Annotated in this window: 20 protein-coding genes; 12 read left to right on the top strand and 8 right to left on the bottom strand. The window is 68.2% G+C overall.

The genetic code is table 11. The annotated features are described in order from the left end of the window. The first annotated feature begins 14 nt into the window (after nucleotides 1–14). Complete coding sequence (gene lysS / locus MRBLWO13_RS01905) at nucleotides 15–1,544, top strand: lysine--tRNA ligase (RefSeq protein ID WP_341976084.1); 1,530 nt, start codon at nucleotides 15–17, stop codon at nucleotides 1,542–1,544. Between the two features lie 4 nt (nucleotides 1,545–1,548). Here the strand turns inward: lysS and MRBLWO13_RS01900 are convergent, their stop codons facing one another. Continuing rightward, nucleotides 1,549–2,658 (bottom strand): DUF4192 family protein, encoded by a 1,110-nt coding sequence (locus tag MRBLWO13_RS01900; RefSeq protein ID WP_341976082.1) that lies wholly within the window; start codon nucleotides 2,656–2,658, stop codon nucleotides 1,549–1,551. Nucleotides 2,659–2,783: 125 nt separating this feature from the next. On the opposite strand from MRBLWO13_RS01900, the gene MRBLWO13_RS01895 reads away from it, so the two are divergent. From MRBLWO13_RS01895 to MRBLWO13_RS01885, 3 genes are all read left to right on the top strand, one after another. Then, nucleotides 2,784–2,957 (top strand): hypothetical protein, encoded by a 174-nt coding sequence (locus MRBLWO13_RS01895; protein WP_341976080.1) that lies wholly within the window; start codon nucleotides 2,784–2,786, stop codon nucleotides 2,955–2,957. Nucleotides 2,958–3,050: 93 nt separating this feature from the next. Then, nucleotides 3,051–4,511 carry a cardiolipin synthase gene (cls, locus tag MRBLWO13_RS01890; protein ID WP_341976079.1) on the top strand — a complete coding sequence of 487 codons (1,461 nt, stop codon included), beginning with the start codon at nucleotides 3,051–3,053 and terminating at the stop codon, nucleotides 4,509–4,511. A 20-nt stretch (nucleotides 4,512–4,531) separates the two neighbouring features. Next, nucleotides 4,532–5,263, top strand: a complete 732-nt coding sequence (locus tag MRBLWO13_RS01885; RefSeq protein ID WP_341976076.1) for a hypothetical protein — start codon at nucleotides 4,532–4,534, stop codon at nucleotides 5,261–5,263. Nucleotides 5,264–5,274: 11 nt separating this feature from the next. Here the strand turns inward: MRBLWO13_RS01885 and MRBLWO13_RS01880 are convergent, their stop codons facing one another. Further along, nucleotides 5,275–6,273, bottom strand: a complete 999-nt coding sequence (locus MRBLWO13_RS01880; RefSeq protein WP_341976075.1) for a diacylglycerol kinase family protein — start codon at nucleotides 6,271–6,273, stop codon at nucleotides 5,275–5,277. Between the two features lie 57 nt (nucleotides 6,274–6,330). On the opposite strand from MRBLWO13_RS01880, the gene serS reads away from it, so the two are divergent. From serS to MRBLWO13_RS01865, 3 genes are all read left to right on the top strand, one after another. After that, nucleotides 6,331–7,614 (top strand): serine--tRNA ligase, encoded by a 1,284-nt coding sequence (serS, locus tag MRBLWO13_RS01875; protein WP_341976074.1) that lies wholly within the window; start codon nucleotides 6,331–6,333, stop codon nucleotides 7,612–7,614. Continuing rightward, nucleotides 7,611–8,453 carry an HAD family hydrolase gene (locus tag MRBLWO13_RS01870; protein WP_341976073.1) on the top strand — a complete coding sequence of 281 codons (843 nt, stop codon included), beginning with the start codon at nucleotides 7,611–7,613 and terminating at the stop codon, nucleotides 8,451–8,453. Before serS ends, MRBLWO13_RS01870 begins: the two co-directional genes overlap by 4 nt. Before the next feature lie 203 nt (nucleotides 8,454–8,656). Further along, entirely contained in the window at nucleotides 8,657–8,902 is a 246-nt protein-coding gene (locus MRBLWO13_RS01865) for a hypothetical protein (RefSeq protein WP_341976072.1), read from the top strand. A 19-nt stretch (nucleotides 8,903–8,921) separates the two neighbouring features. Here MRBLWO13_RS01865 and MRBLWO13_RS01860 read toward each other — a convergent pair whose 3' ends face one another. The 6 genes from MRBLWO13_RS01860 to MRBLWO13_RS01835 form a co-directional block, all read right to left on the bottom strand. Beyond that, the gene (locus MRBLWO13_RS01860) at nucleotides 8,922–10,331 is read right to left on the bottom strand and encodes a rhamnulokinase family protein (RefSeq protein ID WP_341976071.1); all 1,410 of its coding nucleotides are present in this window, start codon (nucleotides 10,329–10,331) and stop codon (nucleotides 8,922–8,924) included. Nucleotides 10,332–10,518: 187 nt separating this feature from the next. Beyond that, the gene (locus tag MRBLWO13_RS01855; RefSeq protein WP_341976070.1) at nucleotides 10,519–12,570 is read right to left on the bottom strand and encodes a bifunctional aldolase/short-chain dehydrogenase; all 2,052 of its coding nucleotides are present in this window, start codon (nucleotides 12,568–12,570) and stop codon (nucleotides 10,519–10,521) included. A 1-nt stretch (nucleotide 12,571) separates the two neighbouring features. Further along, on the bottom strand, nucleotides 12,572–13,495 hold the full coding sequence (locus tag MRBLWO13_RS01850) for an alpha/beta hydrolase (protein ID WP_341976068.1): 924 nt from the start codon (nucleotides 13,493–13,495) through the stop codon (nucleotides 12,572–12,574). 4 nt (nucleotides 13,496–13,499) lie between these two features. Continuing rightward, nucleotides 13,500–14,663, bottom strand: a complete 1,164-nt coding sequence (gene rhaI, locus MRBLWO13_RS01845; RefSeq protein ID WP_341976067.1) for an L-rhamnose isomerase — start codon at nucleotides 14,661–14,663, stop codon at nucleotides 13,500–13,502. Next, entirely contained in the window at nucleotides 14,660–15,040 is a 381-nt protein-coding gene (locus MRBLWO13_RS01840; protein ID WP_341976065.1) for an L-rhamnose mutarotase, read from the bottom strand. Before MRBLWO13_RS01840 ends, rhaI begins: the two co-directional genes overlap by 4 nt. Nucleotides 15,041–15,135: 95 nt before the next feature. Then, entirely contained in the window at nucleotides 15,136–17,067 is a 1,932-nt protein-coding gene (locus MRBLWO13_RS01835; protein ID WP_341976064.1) for a DUF6807 family protein, read from the bottom strand. Nucleotides 17,068–17,367: 300 nt separating this feature from the next. Between MRBLWO13_RS01835 and MRBLWO13_RS01830 the strand changes: the two genes are divergently transcribed. From MRBLWO13_RS01830 to MRBLWO13_RS01810, 5 genes are read left to right on the top strand one after another with little or no spacing between them, the layout of a single operon-like run. Further along, nucleotides 17,368–18,657 carry an extracellular solute-binding protein gene (locus tag MRBLWO13_RS01830; RefSeq protein WP_341976063.1) on the top strand — a complete coding sequence of 430 codons (1,290 nt, stop codon included), beginning with the start codon at nucleotides 17,368–17,370 and terminating at the stop codon, nucleotides 18,655–18,657. A gap of 19 nt (nucleotides 18,658–18,676) precedes the next feature. Further along, a complete protein-coding gene (locus MRBLWO13_RS01825; protein WP_341976061.1) occupies nucleotides 18,677–19,660 on the top strand; it encodes a sugar ABC transporter permease in 984 nt (327 codons plus the stop codon). After that, nucleotides 19,657–20,568: a carbohydrate ABC transporter permease gene (locus tag MRBLWO13_RS01820; RefSeq protein WP_341976060.1), complete on the top strand. Its 912-nt coding sequence runs from the start codon at nucleotides 19,657–19,659 to the stop codon at nucleotides 20,566–20,568. The genes MRBLWO13_RS01825 and MRBLWO13_RS01820 overlap by 4 nt, the downstream gene beginning before the upstream one ends. Then, nucleotides 20,568–21,188: a hypothetical protein gene (locus MRBLWO13_RS01815; RefSeq protein WP_341976059.1), complete on the top strand. Its 621-nt coding sequence runs from the start codon at nucleotides 20,568–20,570 to the stop codon at nucleotides 21,186–21,188. The genes MRBLWO13_RS01820 and MRBLWO13_RS01815 overlap by 1 nt, the downstream gene beginning before the upstream one ends. 46 nt (nucleotides 21,189–21,234) lie before the next feature. Further along, nucleotides 21,235–22,239, top strand: coding sequence for a LacI family DNA-binding transcriptional regulator (locus MRBLWO13_RS01810; protein ID WP_341978256.1), 1,005 nt, complete (start codon nucleotides 21,235–21,237; stop codon nucleotides 22,237–22,239). Nucleotides 22,240–22,279: the final 40 nt, after the last annotated feature.

The raw sequence follows: 22,279 nt of genomic DNA, 5'->3' as shown, positions 1-22,279 counted from the left end.
CCAAGGAGCCCCGAATGACTGACGCGTCTGCCGCGCCCGCTGCAACCCCCGCCGACACCCTCGAAGACGACGTCTTCGAGCAGAAGGCGGTGCGCCTGGCGAAGCGCGAGCGCCTGATCGCAGAGCGGTCGGATGCCGGTGGCGGTGCGTTCCCCGTCGCCGTTCCGGTGACGCACACCATTCCGGCGCTGCGCGCGGAGTACGGCGAGATCGAGGCCGACACCGCGACGGGGCTGATCGTCGGCGTGGCGGGGCGGATCGTCTTCAGCCGCAACACGGGCAAGCTCTGCTTCGCGACGCTGCAGGCCGGTGACGGCTCGCGCATCCAGGCGATGATCTCCCTCGCGAACGTCGGCGAGGAGTCCCTCGCCGACTGGAAGGCTCTCGTCGACCTGGGTGACCACGTGTTCGTGCACGGTGAGGTCATCTCCAGCCGCCGCGGCGAGCTGTCGATCATGGCCGATGCCTGGACGATCGCGTCGAAGGCGATCCTCCCGCTGCCGAACGCCTACTCCGAGCTCAGCGACGAGGGGCGAGTGCGCAGCCGCTATCTCGACCTCATCGTGCGCGAGCAGGCCCGCACGACCGTTCGCGCCCGCGCCGCGGTGAACGCCAGCCTGCGCGCCACGTTCGGCAGCCACGACTACCTCGAGGTCGAGACGCCGATGCTGCAGGTGCAGCACGGCGGAGCATCCGCTCGTCCGTTCATCACGCACTCGAACGCGTTCGACACCGACCTCTACCTGCGCATCGCGCCGGAGCTCTATCTCAAGCGCGCCGTCGTCGGCGGCATCGAGCGGGTGTACGAGATCAACCGCAACTTCCGCAACGAGGGTGCCGACTCCACGCACAGCCCCGAGTTCGCGATGCTCGAGGCGTACCAGGCCTACGGCGACTACAACCAGATGGCGGGGCTCACGCAGGAGCTCGTGCAGCAGGCGGCCATCGCGGTCACCGGGTCGACGACCGTGACCTGGGCCGACGGCACCGAGTACGACCTCGGTGGCGAGTGGGACCGCATCTCGATGTACGAGTCGCTCTCCGCGGCATCCGGTCGCACCGTCACTCCGCAGGACGATGTCGCCGACCTCATCGCGTTCGCCGAAGCGTCCGGTGTCGACCTGCCGCCGCAGGCGACGCACGGGAAGCTCGTCGAAGAGCTCTGGGAGCACTTCGTGAAGGGCGACCTCGTGCGTCCGACGTTCGTGATGGACTTCCCGGTCGACACCTCGCCGCTGGTGCGTGAACATCGCTCGATCGCCGGCGTCGTCGAGAAGTGGGACCTGTACATCCGCGGTTTCGAACTCGCAACCGGATACTCCGAGCTCGTCGACCCGGTCATCCAGCGCGAGCGCTTCGTCGAGCAGGCGAAGCTCGCCGCGCGCGGTGACGTCGAGGCGATGCCCGTCGATGATGAGTTCCTGCGCGCTCTCGAGCACGGCATGCCGCCGTCCGGCGGCATGGGCATGGGCATCGACCGGCTGCTGATGGCGATCACCGGGCTCGGCATCCGCGAGACCATCCTGTTCCCGCTCGTCAAGTAGCGCCTCAGCCCCGCTGGAAGGCCCACTCGGGCAGCATCGCGGCGCTGATCATCGAGCCCAGGAGAGCGGCGAGCCCGTACTCGGGATCGATCTCGCGCACCAGATCGATGTAGTGCGCGGCGTGACTGGAGCGTCCGAGCGCCCACGACAGCCACGCCGCGACCGTCAGAGGCCCGGGTCGAGAAGCGCGCGGTGCTCGTGCGGCAGCGCCCCGGACGATGGCGAGGGCCAGCCGCAGCCGGTCGGGATCGGGCTTCGGGCCGCGCCCGAGGAAGACGGCGCCGAGGTCGTCGGGGATCGTCTTGCCGCTGTGCGAATAGGCGAGCTGGGCGTCGAGCACGCGGATGCCGCGAGCGGCATCGGTCGCCCACTGGGTCAGCGCCACATCGCGGAAGATCGGTCGACCCAGGCACCACAGCAACGCCGCAGTCGCGAACGGAGGCAGATTCTCGGGCTCGTCGAGGAGCATCTCGAAGAAGGCCGGAATGTCGTCGAGAAGCACGACGGCGGCGAGCGCCTGCGGATTCTCGCCTCCGGTCAGCCGGCCGGTGGCGTCATGCGTGAGCACCTCTTCGAGATCGTGGAGGGCCGTGCCCACGCGCTCCTTCTCCGCGAGGTCGATATGAGGCAGCGCTGTGCCGGCGAGCTGATCGCCGGCGACGTCGCCGATGCCCGGAGCGACCGGCGCGGCAGGGATGTCGGCGAGTGGAGCGAGCTTCGGCTCCTCCTCCAGGTAGCTCGCCCACCCGTCCGGCGTGACGCAGAGCGCATCGACGATGCGCAGACCGACATCCTCCGCACTGTCGAGGAGACCGTCGACGGCCACCGCCACGGGGAGCACGAGTCCGTCGCGCGTCGGCAGCGCAGGTTCATCGGTGTAGACGACGATCGCGACAGCATCCGTCCCCGTCACACGCGAGATGAGCGCGATGGCCGTCTCGACGTACTCGTCGAGGTCGACATCGTCGGAGGGGAGATCGAGGCGCATCGCACCGTAGGCGCGCTTGCCGCGGAAGGGGAGCAGGACGATGCTCTCGCGCGGCGTGAAGCCGGCGAGGGCGGGGACGAGGCCGAGGAAATCGGCGGAGCCGGATGCGTGGAGAACTGTGGTCATCACGCGAGTGTGCTCGTGCGGGTCGCCCCGTGGGGGGCCGAACGGTCCGATGTGGACGGATTCTCCGAGATCGGCGATTGTGCAGGAGGAGTCGAGGCCACAGCCGGTCCGCGTACCATGGAGGCATGGAGAATTTCTGGCTCGCAGCGGCATGGTCCCTTCTGCCGACCCTCGGTGTGAGCATCGTCTTCTTCATCGTGATCCGCGGCATCCTGCGTTTCGACCGCACCGAACGCAAGGTGCACGCGCAGATCGAGGCCGAGGAGCGCGCTGCGCGAGGCATGCCGCCCCGCCCCTGACGTGCAGGCTTCCGCTACTGTGAAGCGAAGCCTCGCCCATGGCGCGGCGCTGCGGCGAACGCCGTCGTGGCGAGGAGAGGTCGAGGGGACGCGATGATTCCGGAGGCCTGGCCGTGGTGGGTCGTCGGCTTCCTACTGGTCCTCGATATCGCCATCCGCATCACCGCGATCATCATCATCCCGCGCAATCGGCGGCCCACGTCCGCGATGGCCTGGCTGCTCGCGATCTTCTTCATCCCGTTCGTCGGGGTGTTCCTGTTCCTGCTGATCGGAAATCCGCGACTGCCCCGTGCCCGCCGTCGCAAGCAGGACCAGATCAACGAGTACATCAAAGAGACCAGTGAGAATCTGCACTTCGGCACGCTGCGGCCGAATGCGCCGGAGTGGTTCGACGCCCTGGTGCAGATGAACCAGAACATGGGGGCGCTGCCGTTGTCGGGCGACAACGGGGCCCGGCTGATCTCGGAGTACCAGGAGTCTCTGGATGCGATGGCCGACGCCATCCGCAGAGCTGAGACCTACGTCCATGTCGAGTTCTACATCCTGCAGTCGGATGCCGCCACCGACAACTTCTTCCGCGCGCTCGAAGAGGTCGCGGCCAGAGGCGTCTCGGTGCGCGTGCTGCTCGATCACTGGGCGAACCGCTGGAAGCCGCGCTACAAGAAGACCATCGCTCGCCTGGATGCGATGGGTGCCGAGTGGCATCTGATGCTCCCGGTGCAGCCCCTCAAAGGGCGGATGCAGCGGCCCGATCTGCGCAACCACCGCAAGCTCCTCGTGGTCGACGGACGCGTGGGGTTCCTCGGGTCGCAGAACGTCACCGATTCGACGTACAACCTGCCGAAGAACATCAAGCGCGGCCTGCACTGGGTCGACCTGATGGTGCGCGTCGACGGCCCTGTCGTCGCGAGCGTGAACGCTGTCTTCCTCGCCGATTGGTACAGCGAGACCGGAGAGGTGCTCAGCGACCTCGACATCACCAAGGTCGAGACCGGCACCGGCGATCTGGACTGCCAGGTCGTGCCCTCTGGGCCGGGATTCGAGACCGAGAACAATCTGCGCCTCTTCCTCGGTCTCCTCTACGCCGCCAAGCGCAAGATCATGATCGTGAGCCCGTACTTCGTACCCGACGAAGCGCTGCTGATCGCGGTCTCGGCCGCATGCGACCGTGGCGTGGCCGTCGAGCTGTTCGTCTCGGAAGAAGGCGACCAGGCGGTCGTCTATCACGCCCAGCGCAGCTACTACGAGGCGCTGCTGAAAGCCGGCGTGCGCATCTGGATGTACCGCCAGCCGTACATCCTGCACACCAAGAGCCTCACCATCGACGACGAGACCGCCGTCATCGGATCCAGCAACATGGACATGCGCTCGTTCGGTCTGAACCTCGAAGTGTCGATGCTCGTGCGCGGTGCGGAGTTCGTGGCCGGTATGCGCGCCGTCGAGGATCGGTACCGCGCGCTGAGCCGCGAGTTGACTCTGGAGGAGTGGATGCAGCAGCCGCTGCGCTCCACGGTTCTCGACAATCTCGCACGACTCACCTCCGCTCTGCAGTGACGGCGGGTACCCTGGGGGCCATGACCTCCCCCATGCGCCTTGTCGCCGCGTTGTCCGCGGTCGCCGCCACTGCCCTCCTCATCGCCGGATGCACCTCGACGCCGGGTGCCGTGACGCCGACGAGCACCGGTTCGGCGCCGCCGTCGAGTGCGCCGGACGACGACTACGCCGACATCGAGGGCACCCTGCTGGACGGCGGGCGCATGTTCGCTGTCGTCACGTGGGGGTCGTCCACCTGTGTGCCGGTCGTCGACTCCGTCGAGGCGGACGGGCAGAACGTCACGGTCACAGTGAAGGACAACGAAGCCGACGAAGTCTGCACGAGAGACATGGCGCCGCGTGCGAGCATCGGGGCGCTGCCGGAGGGGGTCGACCCGACCAAGGAACTGACGCTGAACGTCACGTACGGAGACCTCGTCGATGACGTGGATCTCGACGGTGATCCGGCATTCACGGGTGTGCCCGGATCCTCGACGGACTACCTGCCGTCGGCCGGCTGGATCGGTGACGGCGGTCTCGTGCTGCTCACCTGGGGTTCGTCGAGCTGCCCGCCGGTCGTCGAGTCGGTCGAGGGTGCGGGCAATGCGGGCACGGTGACGTTCACCACCGATGACGAGCAGATGTGCACGATGGACATGGCGCCGCGGGGCACCCTGCTCAGTTTCGGTGACGATTCCGTCGAGGAGGACGGCTTCACGCTGACGCTCGTCGGCGGGAACCTCGACGGCACCGTGAGCGTCCTCGGCGACTGACCCCGGGGCGGTCAGAGCGCGTCGACGGGGTGCCCGGCGGGAAGTGCCAGGAGCAGCGCCTTCGGCTCGACGCGGCAGCGGATGCGGACGGCCAGTCCGAACTCGTCGCCATCCAACTCGATCGGTGTGGGGCCGCTTCCGGCCACCTCCGCGCTCAGCCCGCGCAGATAGTGCACGGATGCATCCCTGCCGCGCCGCTGCAGCACGAGCCGGCCGGCACGGAAGCGACGGAGCACGGAGTTGTCCCACCAGATCTTGCGCCAGACGCCGAGCCAGCCGAGCATGCCGGTGGGCTGGATGACGGCGATATCCAGGATGCCGTCGGCGATCGAGGCATCGGGGATGAGCGCGATCCCCGCAGGGAGGGTGCCGCAGTTCGCGAACAGGATGCTGTGCACCTTGGTCGAGTGCAGTCGGCCGTCGTCGATCTGATACATCGCACGGAACGGCTTCGCGCCGGCGAGGGAGCGTGCAGCGCCGTCGACGTACGCGATCCAGCCGACCGACTTCTTCAGGTCGGATCGCGTGTTCGCGATCATGTCGGCATCCAGTCCGATGCCGGCGAGCACCACGAACGCGTGTTCCGACGTCTCGCCGTCGGTGCGCGTGAGCGCTGCCCAGCAGATGTCGATCGGGTGCGTGAAGTCGCCGAGTGCTGCCCGGATCATCTCGGCCGGGTCGCTGAGCGGGAGGCCGAGGTTGCGGGCGAGGAGGTTGCCGGTGCCGCTCGGCAGGATCGCCAGGGGCACACCGGTGCCGGCGATCGCCTCCGCCACGGCGCGCACGGTTCCGTCGCCGCCGGCGACGAGCACCACATCGATGCCGCGGGCGAGCGCCTGCGCGGTTGCTCCCTGGCCGGCATCCTGGATCGTCGTCGGATAGAACGCGGGGTGGGCCCACCCCGCGTCCTTCGAAAGGTCGCGCAGCAAGGCGCGCAGCCGCTTCTCGTCGACCTTGATCGGGTTGTAGACGAGTGCCGCCTGGCGCGGGGCTGCGGCGGGCTTCGTCATGGCGCTACTCTAATCCCGCCATCCGGGTCGTTCCCGCGCGCGCCCTAGACTTGAGGGATGATCGACCTCGCTCTTCTCCGCGACCAGCCTGAGATCGTCCGCCGCTCGCAGGCCGCGCGTGGCAACGACCAGGGAACCGTCGACGCAGCGCTCGAGGCCGATCGATCGCGTCGTGCCGCGCTCGCCACGTTCGAAGAGCTGCGGGCCGAGCAGAACGTGTTCGGCAAGCAGGTCGCGAAGGCACCCAAGGAGGAGAAGGCCGCCCTCGTCGCGCAGGTCAAGGACCTCGCAGACCGTGTCAAGCAGGCGCAGGTCGTCGCGAATGAGGCGGCGGACGCCGCATCCGCTGCCCTCGCGCGCATCGAGAACGTCGTCATCGACGGCGTTCCGGCCGGTGGCGAGGCAGACTTCGTCGAGCTGCGCCGGGTCGGCGAGGTTCCCGCGTTCGACTTCGAGCCGCGCGACCACCTCGAGCTCGGCGAGATCCTCGGCGCGATCGACATGGAGCGCGGCGCGAAGGTCTCGGGTGCGCGGTTCTACTTCCTCCGCGGGATCGGCGCACGCCTCGAGATCGCGCTGATGAACCTGGCGCTCGACAAGGCGCTGCAGAACGGCTTCGTGCCGCTGATCACGCCCACCCTCGTGCGGCCGGAGATCATGCAGGGCACCGGCTTCCTCGGCGAGCACGCCGACGAGGTGTACCACCTCGACAAGGACGACGACCTGTACCTCGTCGGCACCAGCGAGGTCGCGCTCGCCGGCTACCACAAGGACGAGATCGTCGACCTGTCCAAGGGCGCGCTGCGCTACGCCGGCTGGTCGACCTGCTACCGCCGCGAGGCCGGTTCGCACGGCAAGGACACCCGCGGAATCATCCGCGTGCACCAGTTCAACAAGATGGAGATGTTCGTCTACACGACGGCGGAGGATGCCGAGGCCGAGCACCTGCGCCTCGTCGCCCTGCAGGAAGAGATGCTGACGGCTCTCGGGCTCGCGTATCGGGTGATCGACGTCGCCGCAGGAGATCTGGGCTCGAGTGCCGCGCGCAAGTACGACATCGAAGCCTGGGTGCCCACGCAGGGGGCGTTCCGCGAACTCACGTCGACCTCGAACTGCACCACGTTCCAGGCTCGTCGCCTCGACATCCGGCACCGTCCGGCTGCGGAGGACGGGAAGTCCGCCAAGACGCAGCACGTCGCGACCCTGAACGGCACCCTCGCCACCACGCGCTGGATCGTCGCGCTGCTGGAGACGCACCAGCGCGCCGACGGCTCCGTGCTCGTGCCCGAGGTGCTGCAGCCGTATCTCGGCGGCCTCGCCGTGCTGGAGCCGGAGGCGTGACCGACGCTTCGCCAGTCTCGGGGACCCCCTGGCTCGTCGGACTCGACGTCGACGGCACCATCCTGCTGCAGGACGAGACGATGAGTCCCGGCGTGCCCGAAGCCGTCGCGCGGCTCAGAGACCTGGGCCACGTGGTCACGATCGCGACCGGTCGCAGCTGGATGGGCACGCAGCGCTACGTCGAGGAGCTCGGTCTGACTCCGGAGTACGTGGTGTGCTCGAACGGCGCGGTCACCATGCGACGCACAGGCGACGCGTGGGAGCGCTGGCATGTGGAGACGTTCGATCCCTCGACGGTGCTCTCGCTGCTGCGCGAGCGTCTGCCGGATGCGCGCTACATGGTCGAACTCGGATCGGGGCAGCGGCTGTACACCGCGCAGCTCGACGACTGGACCCTCGACGGTGGGCGTCAGGTGCTGTTCGAAGAACTCGGCGCGGCGCCGGTCTCGCGCATCGTCGTGGTCTCGCCCGGGCATGACGAGGAGGACTTCCACCGTCTCGTCGCGGATGCCGGGCTCAACGAGGTCTCCTACGCGATCGGCTGGACGGCCTGGCTCGACATCGCTCCGCAGGGCGTCGACAAGGGTACGGCCATGGAACGCGTGCGCGCGCGGCTCGGTATCGACGGCCAGCAGGTGCTCGTCGCCGGTGACGGCCGCAACGACATCGGCATGTTCGGCTGGGCGCTCGGCGTCGGTGGCCGAGCGGTGGCGATGGGGCAGGCTCCGGATGTCGTGAAGGACGCCGCGGGGGAGATCACCGGAGATGTGGCCGATGGCGGGCTCGCGACGGCGTTGAACACGCTTCCGACGGCCGTCGAGGTCGGCGCGGGCGACTAGCGCTCTGGTTCGAGCCCGAGTGGGGCTCGACGACCTGAGGAACCCGCCCCGGCGCGAGACGTGCATGCGAGTGGACTTCCGTGATTCTACGGATGTCGGCCTGTCTCGTCGGGTGCGAATCTGAAGGCGCACGATCGTCGACACGACGATGATGCCGCCGAGGTTGGCTCGCCCCGGTGAAACAGGGTCGAGAGGATGACGTCATGGGTTTCAAGGTCCGAGGGGCAGTGGCCGCTGGCGCGATCGCATTGGCGATCGCGTGCGGGACGCCGATAGCGGCCCACGCGGGCGACACCGTCTATGCGTGGAACTATCAGGGAACCGACTCCGGCGGGGCGTACGTGTACTCAAATCACCTCGGTGGAACGATCACGCTCGCGTCGTTCGTAGGCGACTCGTTCTACGGTTCGGAAGCGGACATCGTTCTGGACTCCGTCGGCAAGGACTGAACGTGGTGCGGCCGCCGTATCAGCCTCGAGGGTCGAATCGGGCGGGTGGGTGAGTCGCCGCCACGAGCGCACGCAGGTCCTCCAGCGCTGACGGCACGGCACCCAGCGCGCGTGCCTGTACGAGGATGTTACCCAGAGCGGTCGCCTCGACCGGACCCGCCAGCACGGGAAGACCGGAGCGGTCGGCCGTCGCCTGGCAGAGCAGCCGATTCAGCGATCCGCCGCCGACGAGATGGATGGCGTCGATCTCGCGCCCTGACAGCGTGCCAGCGGTGCGGATCGCGTCCGCGAATGCCTCGGCGATGCTCTCGACGACGCTGCGCGCGAACGCGGCTCGCGTGGCCGGGACCCGTCCGCCGGCTGCCTGAAGCAGGGTGGCGATCCGGGCCGGCATGTCCCCTGGCAGGCTGAGTGTCGCGTCGTTCGCATCGAACAGCGAAATGTCTCCGGCGACCTCCGCCGCCGCCGCCAGCAGCTCAGGCAGGTCGATCGGCGACCCGTCCTCCGCTTCCCAGGCGCGCACGCTCTCGCTGAGGAGCCAGAGTCCGGTGACGTTGTGCAGGAAGCGGATGCGACCGTCGACGCCGCGCTCATTGGTGAAGTTCGCGTCGCGCGCGGCATCCGACAGCACTGGCTCTGCCAGCTCGACGCCGACGAGTCCCCAGGTGCCGCAGGAGATGTAGGCGGAGCGCAGGGACGAGAGAGGGGTGGCGACGACGGCGGATGCCGTGTCGTGCGAGCCCACGGCGATGACCGGCAGGGTCTTGACGACGCGGCCGGCGACGTCAGGACGGAGCGTTCCGAGCAGCGTTCCCGGGTCGACGAGGCCAGGGAGCAATCGGGTCGGGATGCCGAGGCGCTCGGCGAGCTCGAGATCCCACTCACCGGTGCGGATGCCGAGAAGTCCCGTCGTCGACGCGTTCGTCCGTTCGGCGACGCGGGCTCCGGTGAGCAGGAACGCGATGAGGTCGGGGATGAGCAGCGCGGTGTCGGCATCGGGCAGACGCTCGTCGGCCCGGTACTGGTACAGCGTGTTGAACGGCAGGAACTGCAGGCCGTTGCGCTCGTAGAGCTCATCGAAGGGGGCGACATCGTGGACGTCTAGGACACCCCTTTCGGTGCGCCCGTCACGGTAGTGGAACGGCTGATCGAGCAGTTCGCCGTCGCGCAGCAGGCCGTAGTCGACCGCCCACGAGTCGACGCCGATGCTCTCGATCGCCGGTTCACGGCGGACAGCCTCGGCGAGGCCGTCGAGGATGTTCTCATACAGGGCATCGAAGTCCCAGTGCAAGCCATCGTCGCGCTGCACCGGACCGTTCGGGAACCGCGAGACGAGTTCGAGTTCCAGTCGGTCCTCCCCGACCCGGCCGATCATGACCCGTCCGCTGGTGGCGCCGAGGTCCACCGCTGCGACCGCGCGCACGGTCATCGCCTGGCCGCCCCTCGGTCGTGCGGACGGATCGACGCGTTTTGTCCCGTCGCTGGCGCTCCTCCCCACCTCTCTCCGACCAGCGCTTCGCGCTGCCCGGAGCCTCGGGGGCGTGGGCCCGGCTCAACGACCGATGACGATCCCCGGTCGTTGAGCGAGCGAAGCGAGACGAAACGCTGCCGAAGGGTCATCGCAGGAACGCGGCCGCGACGCCGGAGTCGACGGGGATGTGCAGGCCGGTGGTGCGGCTCAGCTCCGGGCCGGTGAGCACATAGACGGCATCCGCCACATTCTCCGGTACGACCTCGCGCTTGAGGATCGTGCGGTTCGCGTAGAACTGGCCGAGGTCCTCCTCCGCGACGCCGTAGGTCGCGGCGCGGTTCGCGCCCCAACCCGAGGCGAAGATGCCGGAGCCGCGGACCACGCCATCGGGGTTGATGCCGTTGACGCGGATGCCGAACTCACCGAGCTCGACGGCGAGCAGCCGCACCTGGTGCGCCTGGTCGGCCTTCGTCGCGGAGTACGCGACGTTGTTCGGGCCGGCGAAGACGGAGTTCTTCGACGAGATGTAGATGATGTCGCCGCCGAGCTTCTGGTCGATGAGTACCTTCGCTGCCGCCTTCGACACCAGGAACGAGCCCTTCGCCATCACATCGTGCTGCAGGTCCCAGTCCTTCTCGGTCGTCTCCAGCAGTGGCTTCGAGAGTGACAGCCCGGCGTTGTTGACCACGAGGTCGACGCCTCCGAAGGCGAGGACCGCCTCGTCGAGCGCGGCCTGTACGGCGGCGGCGTCGGCGACGTTCGCGGCGACGCCGATCGCGACATCGGTGCTCCCGAGTTCCGCTGCCGCAGCCTGCGCCTTTTCGAGGTCGAGGTCGGCGATGACGACACAGGCGCCCTCGGCCGCGAGTCGGGTGGCGATGGCTTTGCCGATGCCGGAGGCTGCTCCCGAGACGAACGCGATGCGTCCCTGGTGGGACTTCGGCTTCGGCATCCGCTGCAGCTTCGCCTCTTCCAGCGCCCAGTACTCGATGCGGAACTTCTCGGCATCGGAGATGGGGGAGTATGTCGACAGCGCCTCGGCGCCGCGCATCACGTTGATCGCGTTGACGTAGAACTCTCCCGCGACCCGAGCAGTCTGCTTGTTCGCTCCGTAGGAGAACATGCCGACGCCCGGCACGAGCACGATGAGCGGGTCTGCGCCGCGGATCGCGGGGGACTCGGCTGTCGCATGCGCGTCGTAGTAGGCCTGATAGTCGGCACGGTATTCGGCGTGCAACTCGTGCAGGCGCGCGATCTGTTCCTCGGCGGATGCCGAACTCGGCAGGTCGAGAATGAGCGGCTTCACCTTGGTGCGCAGGAAATGGTCGGGGCAGCTCGTGCCGAGAGCCGCGAGTTCCGGGGCGCGCTCGGACACGAGGAAGTCGAGCACGACATCGGCATCGGTGAAGTGCCCGACCATCGGCCTGTCGGTCGAGGCGATGCCGCGGATCGTGCCGGCGAGGGCAGCGGCGCGTTCCCGGCGATCGGGATCGGGGAGGGCCTCGAAGCCGGCGCGGGTGCCGCCGAACGGGTCGGCCTTGCCGTGCTCGGCGATGTAGGCGGCAGCGGTGTCGATGATCCAGAGGGAGTTCGCCTCGGACTCCTCGGACGTGTCGCCCCACGCGGTGATGCCATGCCCGCCGAGGATGCAGCCGATTGCCTGCGGGTTCTTCGCCTTGATGGCGGCGATGTCGAGGCCGAGCTGGAAGCCGGGGCGCCGCCAGGGCACCCAGACGACCTTCTGTCCACCTGTGCCGTCGCCGAAGATCTTCGCGGTGAGTTCCTCGCCGTCTGCAGCCGTCGCGATCGCGATGCCGGAGTCGGGATGCAGGTGGTCGACGTGAGCGGCATCCACGAGCCCGTGCATGGCCGTGTCGATCGAGGGAGCGGCTCCTCCCTTGCCGTGCAGGCAGTAGTCGAAGGCGGCGACCATCTCGTCTTCCCGGTCGATGCCGGGGTAGACGTCGACGAGCGCGCGCATGCGATCGAGGCGCAGCACGGCCAGGCCCGGCTCGGTCAGCGTGCCGAGGTCGCCACCGGAACCCTTCACCCAGAGCAGTTCGACCGGCTGCCCCGTCACCGGGTCGATCTCGGTGCCCTGGGCGGAGGTGTTGCCGCCGGCGTAGTTCGTGTTCTTGGGGTCGGCGCCCAGGCGATTGCTGCGCGTGAGGAGAGCGGCGGCGGTGGGGTTGGTCATGTCAGCCTTCTTGGGTCGGTGCAGTTCGGGTCGACTCGACGTGCGAGCGCGTCATGCGTCGAGGCGGGTGTGACAGGTCCGCGCGGTGGATGCGCTCGGCGAATCGCTCGATGGATGCCGTGGCCGCGGCCTCCTCGGGACGGTTGAGGTGCCCGTGGGTGGTGTCCGGCTCTGTCGACACGTCGATCTCGACTCCCGCTTCTGCGAGTGCCAGGGCGAACGCTTCGCCGGAGACCCGGAGTTCGTCGGCCTCGCCGTTGATCATGATCGTGGCGGGGAAACCGGCGAGCTGCGCTGTCGTCGCGGTGCCGGGGATGGCGTAGACCTCGGCGCCGTCGACCGCCCCGCCGAGGTAGTTCTCGTACATGCCGAGCACGATCTCCGGGCCGAATCGGTCGGCATCGGGATCCGCATCGAGCAGCGCGCGCAGCACGGCATCCGGGGCATCCTGCACGGCTTGCAGCGTCGGGTAGGCGAGCACCGCCAGCGCGGGGACGACATCGCTCTCGTGCGCGAGACGAAGTGCCGCACCGGCGGCCAGGTTGCCGCCTGCGCTCGCGCCGCCGATCGCCCACGGCCCGGTCGCCAGACCTGATTCCGTGGCCCACTGGAATGCGAAGATCATCTCCTCGTGCGCGACGGGGTAATGAGCGCCTCCGAGTGCCCGGGCGTCCGGCGATTCGCCGCCATCCGCGGGCAACGGCGCCAAGCGGTACTCCACGCTGACGACCGTGATGCCGCGCTCCGCGAACGCGCGGCTGACCCAATCGGCCTCGGGCATCTCGAGCTCGCCGGCGGCGAACCCGCCGCCGTGCGCCCAGACCAGGCCGTGCGTGCCGGGGGATGAGGGCGAGTAGACGCGCACGCGGAGGTGCCCGTGCGGTCCATTCAGAATCCGGTCGGCGACCTCGAAGCGAGTGGTCATCGACTCAGGCGCCCCAGCCGGCCTGCACGCCGCCGACGCGGTCGGCCGCGATCCGTGCCAGATGGCCGGACTCGGCGAACGCCTTCATCGGGTCCGCTGCGAGACCGCGCGACTCGCGCCACTCGGCCAGGGCAGGACGGACGTCGGTGTAGAAGGCATCCATGAACACGGCGTTGGCGGCGAGCACATCGCCGGACTTCTGCGCCTGGGTGAGAGCGTCGCGATCGACGAGCAGCGCGCGAGCCGTCATCTCCTGCACGTTGAGCACCGAGCGGATCTGGCCGGGGATCTTGTCTTCGACGTTGTGGCACTGGTCGAGCATGAAGGCCACGTCGGGGTTGTTCAGCCCGCCACCCCTGACGACCTCGAAGAGGATGCGGAACAGCTGGAACGGGTCGGCCGCGCCGACGATCAGGTCGTCGTCGGCGTAGAAGCGCGAGTTGAAGTCGAACGAGCCGAGCTTTCCGAGGCGCAGCAGCTGCATCACGATGAATTCGATGTTGGTGCCCGGTGCATGATGGCCGGTGTCGAGGCAGACCATCGCCTTGTCGCCGAGGGATGCGACCTGTGCGTACGACGTACCCCAGTCCGGAACGTCGGTGTGGTAGAAAGCCGGCTCGAAGAACTTGTACTCCAGCACCAGGCGCTGGTCATCTCCCAGGCGCGCGTAGATCGTCTGCAGCGATTCCTGCAGGCGGTCCTGGCGTCCGCGCAGGTCGGCTTGGCCGGGGTAGTTCGAGCCCTCGGCGAGCCAGATCTTCAGGTCACGGCTCCCGGTCGCATCCATGACGTCGATGCAGGCGAGGTGGTGGTCGATCGCCTTCCGGCGGATCGCGGAATCCTCGTGGGTGAGGGCCCCGTACTTGTAGTCGTCGTCCTGGAAGGTGTTCGAGTTGATGGTGCCCAGGGCCACGCCGAGGTCCTCGGCGTGCGTGCGGAGAGCGGCGAAGTCGCACATGTCCCAGGGGATGTGCAGCGCCACGCTCGGCGCGAGCGCCGTGTACTTGTGCACCTGAGCGGCGTCGGAGATCTTCTCGAACGGGTCGCGTGGTGTGCCCGGTGTGCCGAACACCTTGAAGCGCGTGCCGGAGTTGCCGAACGCCCAGGAGGGGAGCTCGATGGCCTGCTGCTCGAGGGCGGCCAGGGTGTCTGGGGAGAGGATGCTCATGGGGCGCTGCCTTCGTCGTCTTCGTCGGATGTATCGGGCTCGCCGGCTGCGACGAGCTGGTCTTCGAGATGGAACACCTCGGACAGCGGGATAGCCGCCTGATCGGGACGACCGTCGAGGCCGATGAAGAAGCGACCCATCTCGGCCTCCCATCGGGAGGCGATCTCGGAGGCGGCGAGGTACGCCTGCGCTGCCGCGTCGTCGTCGGTCTCGTAGTAGCCGATGAGGGTGCCGCTGTCGCCCAGGAAGAGGGAGTAGTTGCGGCGACCGGCGGCCGCGATCTCGGCGAGCATCTCTGGCCACACCGGGGAATGGCGGGCGAGGTACTCGTCCAGGAGCTCAGGGCGGACCTGGAGCCGGAAGCAGTGGCGGGTCATGGGCTCACATTTCGGAGGATCATCATTGAATCGTTTCATGCAAGTCTAGAGGGTGACGGATGAGATGTGCAAGAACGGTCGTGGGACCGGCCGGGTCACTCGTCGAGCAGGCCGGCGATCTCGTCATCCGTGAGGCGTCCGTCAGCGACGGCTCCGCGGAACGACACGGTGATGCTCGCGCCGACGTCGAGTCGGAGCGCGTCCTGCCAGGCGAGCGCCGAGCCCACGCCGGGATAGGCGTCGACGCGCACGAACCAGGGGTCCTCACACGTGCGGTCGTCATCGCCGGCGAGTGCGACGGTGGCCTCGCCCTCGGCGAAGCGCGCGCTGAACGCCAGCCACGGCGCGACGGTGCCGTGCACGGCGTCTTCGCCTGCCGCTCGTCCGGTTCGCACGTCGACGTCGGATGCCGCAGGGAACCGCCAGGCGAAGCCGCCGTAGCCGCCGCCGACACGGCCGTTGCTGGCTGGGCTGCCGAGTTCGACCGGAGTGCTCTCCGCCCGCAGCGTCGTCGTCGTCCGGAACAGCCACGCACGCGGATCGGATGACTCTCGCAGCTGCCACCGCGTGGATTCGCTCAGCAGCACGTCGCCGCCGGGCGCGATCCAGTCGGCGGTCGAGGAGAAGCCGTCATCGTCGAGGGCGAACGACGTCGTCCGGATGCGGCCGTGGTCGCTCAGCCAGCGATATCCGAGGTCGCGTGTGTAGGTGGGGCCACCCCAGAAGTTCACGCCGTTCACATGCTGAAGCGCGATCGAGACACCGAGGTGCCAATCGTGATCGGCGGGGTGTGCGGCGGAGACGACGACGCCGGACGGCGTGCGCACGGGGTGCAGGAAGGGCCGCGATCCCGACGTGTGGGCGACTGCCGATCCGTCATCATGCACGGCGACGACGGCCGCGCCGACACGGAGCTCGTGCGTGCGGCCGGCCAGTGGCGCCGCAGCGAAGGGGGCATGCAGCTCGCTGAACAGGGCGCCGGATCTCGCGGTGCGCTCGACCCACTCCGCGATGCCGTCGATGGTCGTGAGGGGTGACGGTCGGTCGGTGAGGAGCGTGATCGCAGCATCCGGTACCGGAGCGGGATCGGGCGCGGTGCGCACCGCCTCCATCACGGCCATGAACGCTCCGGTCTCGACCAGGGGAGCGTGCAGGGGGGCGCCGTGGTCGCGATGATCGAGCAGCTCCTCGAAGAGCTCGGTGCGTCCGGTGTCGACCTCGCTGCCGTCCGGGTGGATGAGCCGGTCGGTCGTGTAGGAGAAGATCACGTCGGCCTCGGGCGTGCGCACCTCGATGAGCGGGTCGGAATGCTCGGGGGCGGCGAGGGTCAGCGCCGCGGAGACGATTCGCCCGTCGGTGAGCGTGATCCGGACGCTGGAGGTGTCGTCGGCCTCGATGTCGTTCGCGCGGTAGAGCTCGAGCTCGACTCGCGCGACGTCGTCACGGTGCCGGGCGCCGGCGATGCGCAGAGCGGTGGCGACGGCGTGCGAGAGCGGGTTCGTCACGACGCCGTCCACGACGGGGTGGCCGTCGAGGGTGCGTCTGCCCGCCCATGCAGAGCGCGACCAGTAGGCGGCATCCCTCGCCCAGGCGCCCCAGGTTGCGACCGATGTCGGTTCGCCCAGTTCTGCGAGGCGGTCGAACGCGTGCGAGCCGAAGCTCTGGAACCCGACCTGCACCGCTCGACCTGAGCGCTTCTGCAGGGCCAGCAGTGCTTCGAACTGCTCCATGGTCGCGAGCGGCGGTTTCTCGAGGTAGAGATCGCAGCCACGCTCGAGCGCGAGCGAGGCGAGTGCGAAATGCGTGCCGGTCGGCGTCGCGATGATCACCACGTCGGGGCGGATGCCCGCGTCGAAGGCCTCGGCGAGCCCGGCGAAGGCGGGTGCGTCGGAGCCGTAGCCCTCGCCGGGTCCACCGTTCGGATCCGCCAACGCCACCACGCGCACACGATCACCGAGACGTTCCAGGTTGCGCAGGTGGTCAGCGCCGAAACCGTGGGCTCCGACGAGCAGCACGTCTGTGGCCATCGCGGGAATCCTTCGGTCGGGGAGCGGATGCTGCATCACATTCTCCTCCAGCATATGGGAAAGCGCTTCCCGAACGACGGAGATGTATCGACGGGCGGCCTGGAGGGCGGAACGATGGGCGTGTTCATTACAACGTTTACCATACGATCGATGATGATGAGAATGAGCTATTGCGAAACGTTTCAATCCCGAGTAGATTGCCGGGAAGCGCTTTCCTGTTAGCGCGAAACCACAGCAATGACCGGTCAGCGGCGCCCGGCCCCACCGGTCGACGAAGAAGTTCACCAAGAGAGGACAACGATGTTCATTACGAAGCGAATCGCGGCGGCGACCGCCCTCGTCGCGGGTGCGGCACTCGCGCTCGCCGGCTGCGCCGGAGGCGCAGCACCCGATGCGAAGCCGGTCTACGACGCCGACGAGAAGGTCACGCTCACCTTCACCTGGTGGGGCAACGACGACCGAGCCAGCCGTTACGAAGCACTCATCGAGGCGTTCAACGAGGAGTACCCGAACATCACGATCGAGGGCAGCTTCACCGACTTCCCCAGCTACTGGGAGAAGCGCCAGACCGAGGCAGCTGGCAACGGTCTCCCCGATGTCTGGCAGTTCTCCGACTCGTATCTGCGTCAGTACGGGGAGTCGGGCCTGCTGCTCGACCTCGGCACGTACAAGGACTTCGTCGACACCTCGACGTTCGATGAAGCGCTACTCGGCACCGGGCAGCTCGACGGCAAGCAGTTCTCGCTGCCGACCGGCTACAGCGCCTGGGCGGTCTTCCAGAACGACGACCTGCTCAGCCAGGTCGGGGTCGAGCCGTATGAAGGCGGCACTTCGTACGAGGACCACGACGAATGGATGGCGAGCGTCACCGAGGCCTCCGCCGGCAGCGTCTACGGCGGCACCGACTACACGCAGCGCATCCAGAACCTCGAGCTCCTGCTCCGTCAGGACGGCGGAAATCTGTTCACTGACGACGGCGCCCTCGGCTTCGACGAGGACCAGTTGCGCGAGTTCTGGGAGTCCGGCGCGCAGGTGCGCGACGGCGTCGGCATTCCGCAGTCCCGGCTCGAGGAAATCACCCCGACCTCGGGACTCGGCGCCAAGCTGACCGCGAGCGAGATGAGCTGGTCGAACTTCCTCGGCGGATATCTCGCCGAGACGGGCGACTCCGCGCTGTCGATGGTGGCACCGCCGACCAGCGACGACGACGCCAAGGACCTCTACCGCCAGGCCGGACTGCAGGTCGCGGTCTCGGCCAACACCGAGCACCCGGAGGCCGCCGCGATCTTCCTCGACTTCCTGGTCAATTCGCCCGAGTCCGGCGAGATCTTCGGCACCACACTCGGATTCCCGGCTTCCTCGAGCAAGCTCGACGGCGCGAAGCTCGAAGGCGCTGACAAGCAGGTCGCCGACTACCTCGAGTCCGTCGCCGACCGCATCGGAGACGCGCCGCCCGTGCCGGTGAAGGGATACGGCTCGATCGAGCAGACGTTCTGGGACCTCGGCAAGTCGATCGGCCTGGGGGCGATCAGCGTCGACGACGCGGTGACCCAGTTCTTCGATGAGGCCGAAGTCATCCTTGCGGGCTGACCTCGAAAGGATCACTGCGATGTCCACCGAATCGGCGATCGCGCCGAGTGCTTCACGCGTCGCCGATTCCGGTGGCCGCCCCTCGGCCGATGGTCGAGGGGCGGTATCCCGACGGCGCGGTTCCCGCCGGGATACCGTCGCCGGCTACGTCTTCCTCTCGCCGTGGCTGCTCGGCTTCATCGGTCTCACGGCCGGGCCGATGTTGTTCTCGCTGTATCTGGCGTTCACGACGTACGACATCTTCAGTTCGCCCCAATGGACGGGGCTTGCGAACTTCGAGCGGATGATGGGGGACCAGAAGTTCTGGGGCTCCGTCCAGATCACGCTCGGGTATGTCCTCATCGGCACACCGATCAAACTGGCCGCCGCTCTCGGCGTCGCGATGCTGCTCAACGCGCGCTCGCGCGGCTCCGGCTTCTTCCGGTCGGCGTTCTACGCGCCGTCGCTGATCGGCGCCAGCGTCTCGATCGCGATCGTCTGGCGTGCGATGTTCGCCACGGACGGTCCCGTCGACGGCACCCTGAGCCTGTTCGGTATCGAGATGGGCGGATGGGTCGGCATCCCGGCGCTCGTGCTGCCGATGATGATCCTGCTCGCGGTCTGGCAGTTCGGGGCCCCCATGGTCATCTTCCTGGCCGGTCTCAAAGGGGTGCCGGCCGAGCTGTACGAAGCGGCATCCGTCGACGGCGCAGGCCCCTGGCGCAAATTCTTCAACGTCACCCTGCCCATGCTGTCCCCCGTCATCTTCTTCAACCTGTTGCTGGAGATGATCAATGCCTTCCAGATCTTCGCGTCGGCGTACATCATCGGCTCCGGTACCGGGGGACCTGCCGGCGCGACGAACTACTACACGGTCTACCTGTACACGCGTGCGTTCCGCGACGGGCAACTCGGTTACGCCTCGGCGATGGCCTGGGTGCTCCTGATCGTCGTCGGAATCATCGCGTTCCTGATGTTCCGCACCTCGAGAAGCTGGGTGCACTACGGAGGTGACTCGCGATGAGCGAGACGAGAACCCTGCTCACGGTCGACAAGAACCGGATCGCCCGCGCGGCTCCGGTCGGCCGGTCTCGCACGCGGTCGCGGACCATCGCCATCATCTGGGGGATCATCGCGATCGCCCTCGCCGCGATCGTGCTCTACCCGCTCATCTGGATGTTCGCGGCGTCCTTCAAGCCGCACTCCGAGTTCGGAGCCAACCAGGGGCTGCTGCCGCAGAACCCGACCTTCGACAACTACCTCACGGTGCTCGGCGGCGTGGGCGGCGTGCCGCTGTGGCAGTTCTTCCTGAACTCGCTGCTGCTCGCGGTCGGATCGGTGATCGGCGTCGTCATCTCTTCGTCGATGGCCGCGTATGCCTTCGCCCGGATCGACTTCCGGGGTCGGGCGGTCTTCTTCACGGTGATGATCGGAACGCTGCTGCTGCCGTTCCACGTGCTGATCATTCCGCAGTACATGCTGTTCCGGAATCTGGGGCTGGTCGACACCTTCGTGCCGCTGCTGATCGGGAAGTTCTTGGCCACAGAGGCATTCTTCGTCTTCCTCATGGTGCAGTTCATCCGCGGTCTGCCGCGCGAGCTCGATGAGGCGGCGCGGATCGACGGGGCAGGTCACCCGCGGGTGTTCTTCTCGATCACGTTGCCCCTCATCAAGCCCGCGCTGATCACGTCGTCGATCTTCGCGTTCATCTGGAGCTGGAACGACTTCCTCGGGCCGCTGCTGTACCTCAATTCACCGAGCAAGCAGCCGGTGCCGCTCGCGCTGCGGATCTTCAACGACCAGACCTCCACCTCGGATCTCGGTGCGACCATCGCGGTCTCCGTGCTGGCGCTGCTGCCCGTGCTGGCGTTCTTCATGATCTTCCAACGCTTCCTCGTCGAGGGCGTCGCGACGCAGGGGTTGAAGGGCTGATGACACGGCGCATGCCGCGGGCGCGGACCCGCAGGCCGGAGATCGACGGCAGCGTGCTGCGCTGGCCGGGCGCGGTGAACCGATACGCCCTGTTCGCGGAGGTCATGTGGGTCGGTATCCTGGTGGTCGCGTGCTCGTTGCCGATCGTGACGATGCCGGCCGCGCTCGCCGCCGGCATCCGTCATCTGCGTCGTCACCTGCGGGCGGAGGCATCCGGCGTCGGGCTCTTCCTGCGGGACGTGCAGGGGGCGCTCCTCGGTGGACTGGGCGTCGGGGCGGTCGCGGTCGCGGCGACCGCGTTGCTGGTCTGGGATGTACTGCTCGCGAGCGGGGGAGTGCTGCCCGGCGGGCCAGTGGTCGGTGTGGTCGGCGTGTTCGGTCTGCTCTTCGTCGCACTCGCCACCCTGACGGCCGCCGCCGGCTGGTCGCCGACGAGCGGATGGCTCGCCGCGGTTCGCGCCGTGCCCGCCAGGATCGGAGCGGATGCCATGGGATCGGCGTACCTCGCCGCGGCGATCGTGCTCACCGCGGTCGTCACCTGGCAGTTGCTCCCCTTGATCGTTCCGGGCGTCGGCTGCCTCGTGTTCGCGGTGGTGGCGGTCGGCGAACGGAAACGCTGAGTCGCGTGTCACACTGGACGGCGATGCGAGAAGGGCAGAGGTGACCATGTCGGTGAGCGTCAAGGATGTCGCGGCAACCGCCGGCGTATCGGTCGGCACCGTCTCGAACGTGCTGAACCAGCCCGATCGGGTCGCGCCCGCCACGGCGGAACGGGTGCTTCGGGTCATCCGCGAGCTCGGGTTCGTCCGCAACGATGCGGCCAGGCAGCTCCGGGCCGGCCGCAGTCGCAGCATCGGCCTCGTCGTCCCCGATGTCGGCAACCCGTTCTTCGCCGAGGTGGCACGCGGAGCCGAGGACAGAGCGGCCGAAGCCGGACTCACCGTCCTCCTCGGCAACAGCGACGAGAACCCGACGCGACAGGCCGCTCATCTCGAGCTGTTCCGCGAGCAGCGGGTGAACGGTCTGCTGGTCACACCCGTCTCCGACGACCTGACCGCACTGCGCGCGCTGAAGGAGGCCGGTGTGCCCGTGGTCTTCGTCGACCGTGAGGACCCGGATCAGGAGTTCGCGTCGGTCGCGGTCGACGATGTCGAGGGTGGGCGCCTCGCGGTCGCGCACCTGCTCGACCGCGGGCGCCGGCGGATCGCCTTCCTCGCCGGGCCGACGTCGATCCCGCAGGTCGCACATCGTCTTCAGGGCGCGCGCGCAGCCGTGGATGCTGTCGGTGGGGCGACGCTCGAGGTGATCGAGCGCGGAGGGCTGACCGTGCTGAACGGACGCGCAGCGGGGGAGGACATCGTCGCGCGCGTGCCGGCGGACCGCCCGGACGCCGTGTTCGCCGCCAACGACCTGCTCGCGGTCGGACTGCTTCAAGCCTTCGCTCTCGGTGGCGGCATCCGCGTCCCGGAGGACATCGCGCTGGTCGGCTACGACGACATCGACTTCGCTGCCGCCACGGTCGTCCCGCTCACCTCGGTGAGCCAGCCGGCGCGCATGCTGGGATGGACCGCGGTGGACCTGCTCCTCAAGGAGACATCCGAAGAGCCGCGTGATCATGACCGCTCCGTCCGCTTCCAGCCGCAACTCGTCGTACGGGAGTCGAGCGGCTGAGACATGCACATCCAGGACCCGCCCAGGTCGGCGCGAGAGA

The organism is Microbacterium sp. LWO13-1.2 (assembly GCF_038397725.1).
In the GTDB taxonomy this organism is placed as follows: domain Bacteria; phylum Actinomycetota; class Actinomycetes; order Actinomycetales; family Microbacteriaceae; genus Microbacterium.
The sequence above is the reverse complement of the archived record's forward strand: the minus strand, read 5'-3'. Positions and strand labels throughout refer to the sequence as shown.

Coding starts and splice junctions, on each gene's coding strand:
- lysS (WP_341976084.1), top strand. CDS start 15: ATGACTGACGCGTCTGCCGCGCCCGCTGCAACCCCCGCCGACACCCTC.
- MRBLWO13_RS01900 (WP_341976082.1), bottom strand. CDS start 2,658: ATGACCACAGTTCTCCACGCATCCGGCTCCGCCGATTTCCTCGGCCTC.
- MRBLWO13_RS01895 (WP_341976080.1), top strand. CDS start 2,784: ATGGAGAATTTCTGGCTCGCAGCGGCATGGTCCCTTCTGCCGACCCTC.
- cls (WP_341976079.1), top strand. CDS start 3,051: ATGATTCCGGAGGCCTGGCCGTGGTGGGTCGTCGGCTTCCTACTGGTC.
- MRBLWO13_RS01885 (WP_341976076.1), top strand. CDS start 4,532: ATGACCTCCCCCATGCGCCTTGTCGCCGCGTTGTCCGCGGTCGCCGCC.
- MRBLWO13_RS01880 (WP_341976075.1), bottom strand. CDS start 6,273: ATGACGAAGCCCGCCGCAGCCCCGCGCCAGGCGGCACTCGTCTACAAC.
- serS (WP_341976074.1), top strand. CDS start 6,331: ATGATCGACCTCGCTCTTCTCCGCGACCAGCCTGAGATCGTCCGCCGC.
- MRBLWO13_RS01865 (WP_341976072.1), top strand. CDS start 8,657: ATGGGTTTCAAGGTCCGAGGGGCAGTGGCCGCTGGCGCGATCGCATTG.
- MRBLWO13_RS01860 (WP_341976071.1), bottom strand. CDS start 10,331: ATGACCGTGCGCGCGGTCGCAGCGGTGGACCTCGGCGCCACCAGCGGA.
- MRBLWO13_RS01855 (WP_341976070.1), bottom strand. CDS start 12,570: ATGACCAACCCCACCGCCGCCGCTCTCCTCACGCGCAGCAATCGCCTG.
- MRBLWO13_RS01850 (WP_341976068.1), bottom strand. CDS start 13,495: ATGACCACTCGCTTCGAGGTCGCCGACCGGATTCTGAATGGACCGCAC.
- rhaI (WP_341976067.1), bottom strand. CDS start 14,663: ATGAGCATCCTCTCCCCAGACACCCTGGCCGCCCTCGAGCAGCAGGCC.
- MRBLWO13_RS01840 (WP_341976065.1), bottom strand. CDS start 15,040: ATGACCCGCCACTGCTTCCGGCTCCAGGTCCGCCCTGAGCTCCTGGAC.
- MRBLWO13_RS01835 (WP_341976064.1), bottom strand. CDS start 17,067: ATGGCCACAGACGTGCTGCTCGTCGGAGCCCACGGTTTCGGCGCTGAC.
- MRBLWO13_RS01830 (WP_341976063.1), top strand. CDS start 17,368: ATGTTCATTACGAAGCGAATCGCGGCGGCGACCGCCCTCGTCGCGGGT.
- MRBLWO13_RS01825 (WP_341976061.1), top strand. CDS start 18,677: ATGTCCACCGAATCGGCGATCGCGCCGAGTGCTTCACGCGTCGCCGAT.
- MRBLWO13_RS01820 (WP_341976060.1), top strand. CDS start 19,657: ATGAGCGAGACGAGAACCCTGCTCACGGTCGACAAGAACCGGATCGCC.
- MRBLWO13_RS01815 (WP_341976059.1), top strand. CDS start 20,568: ATGACACGGCGCATGCCGCGGGCGCGGACCCGCAGGCCGGAGATCGAC.
- MRBLWO13_RS01810 (WP_341978256.1), top strand. CDS start 21,235: ATGTCGGTGAGCGTCAAGGATGTCGCGGCAACCGCCGGCGTATCGGTC.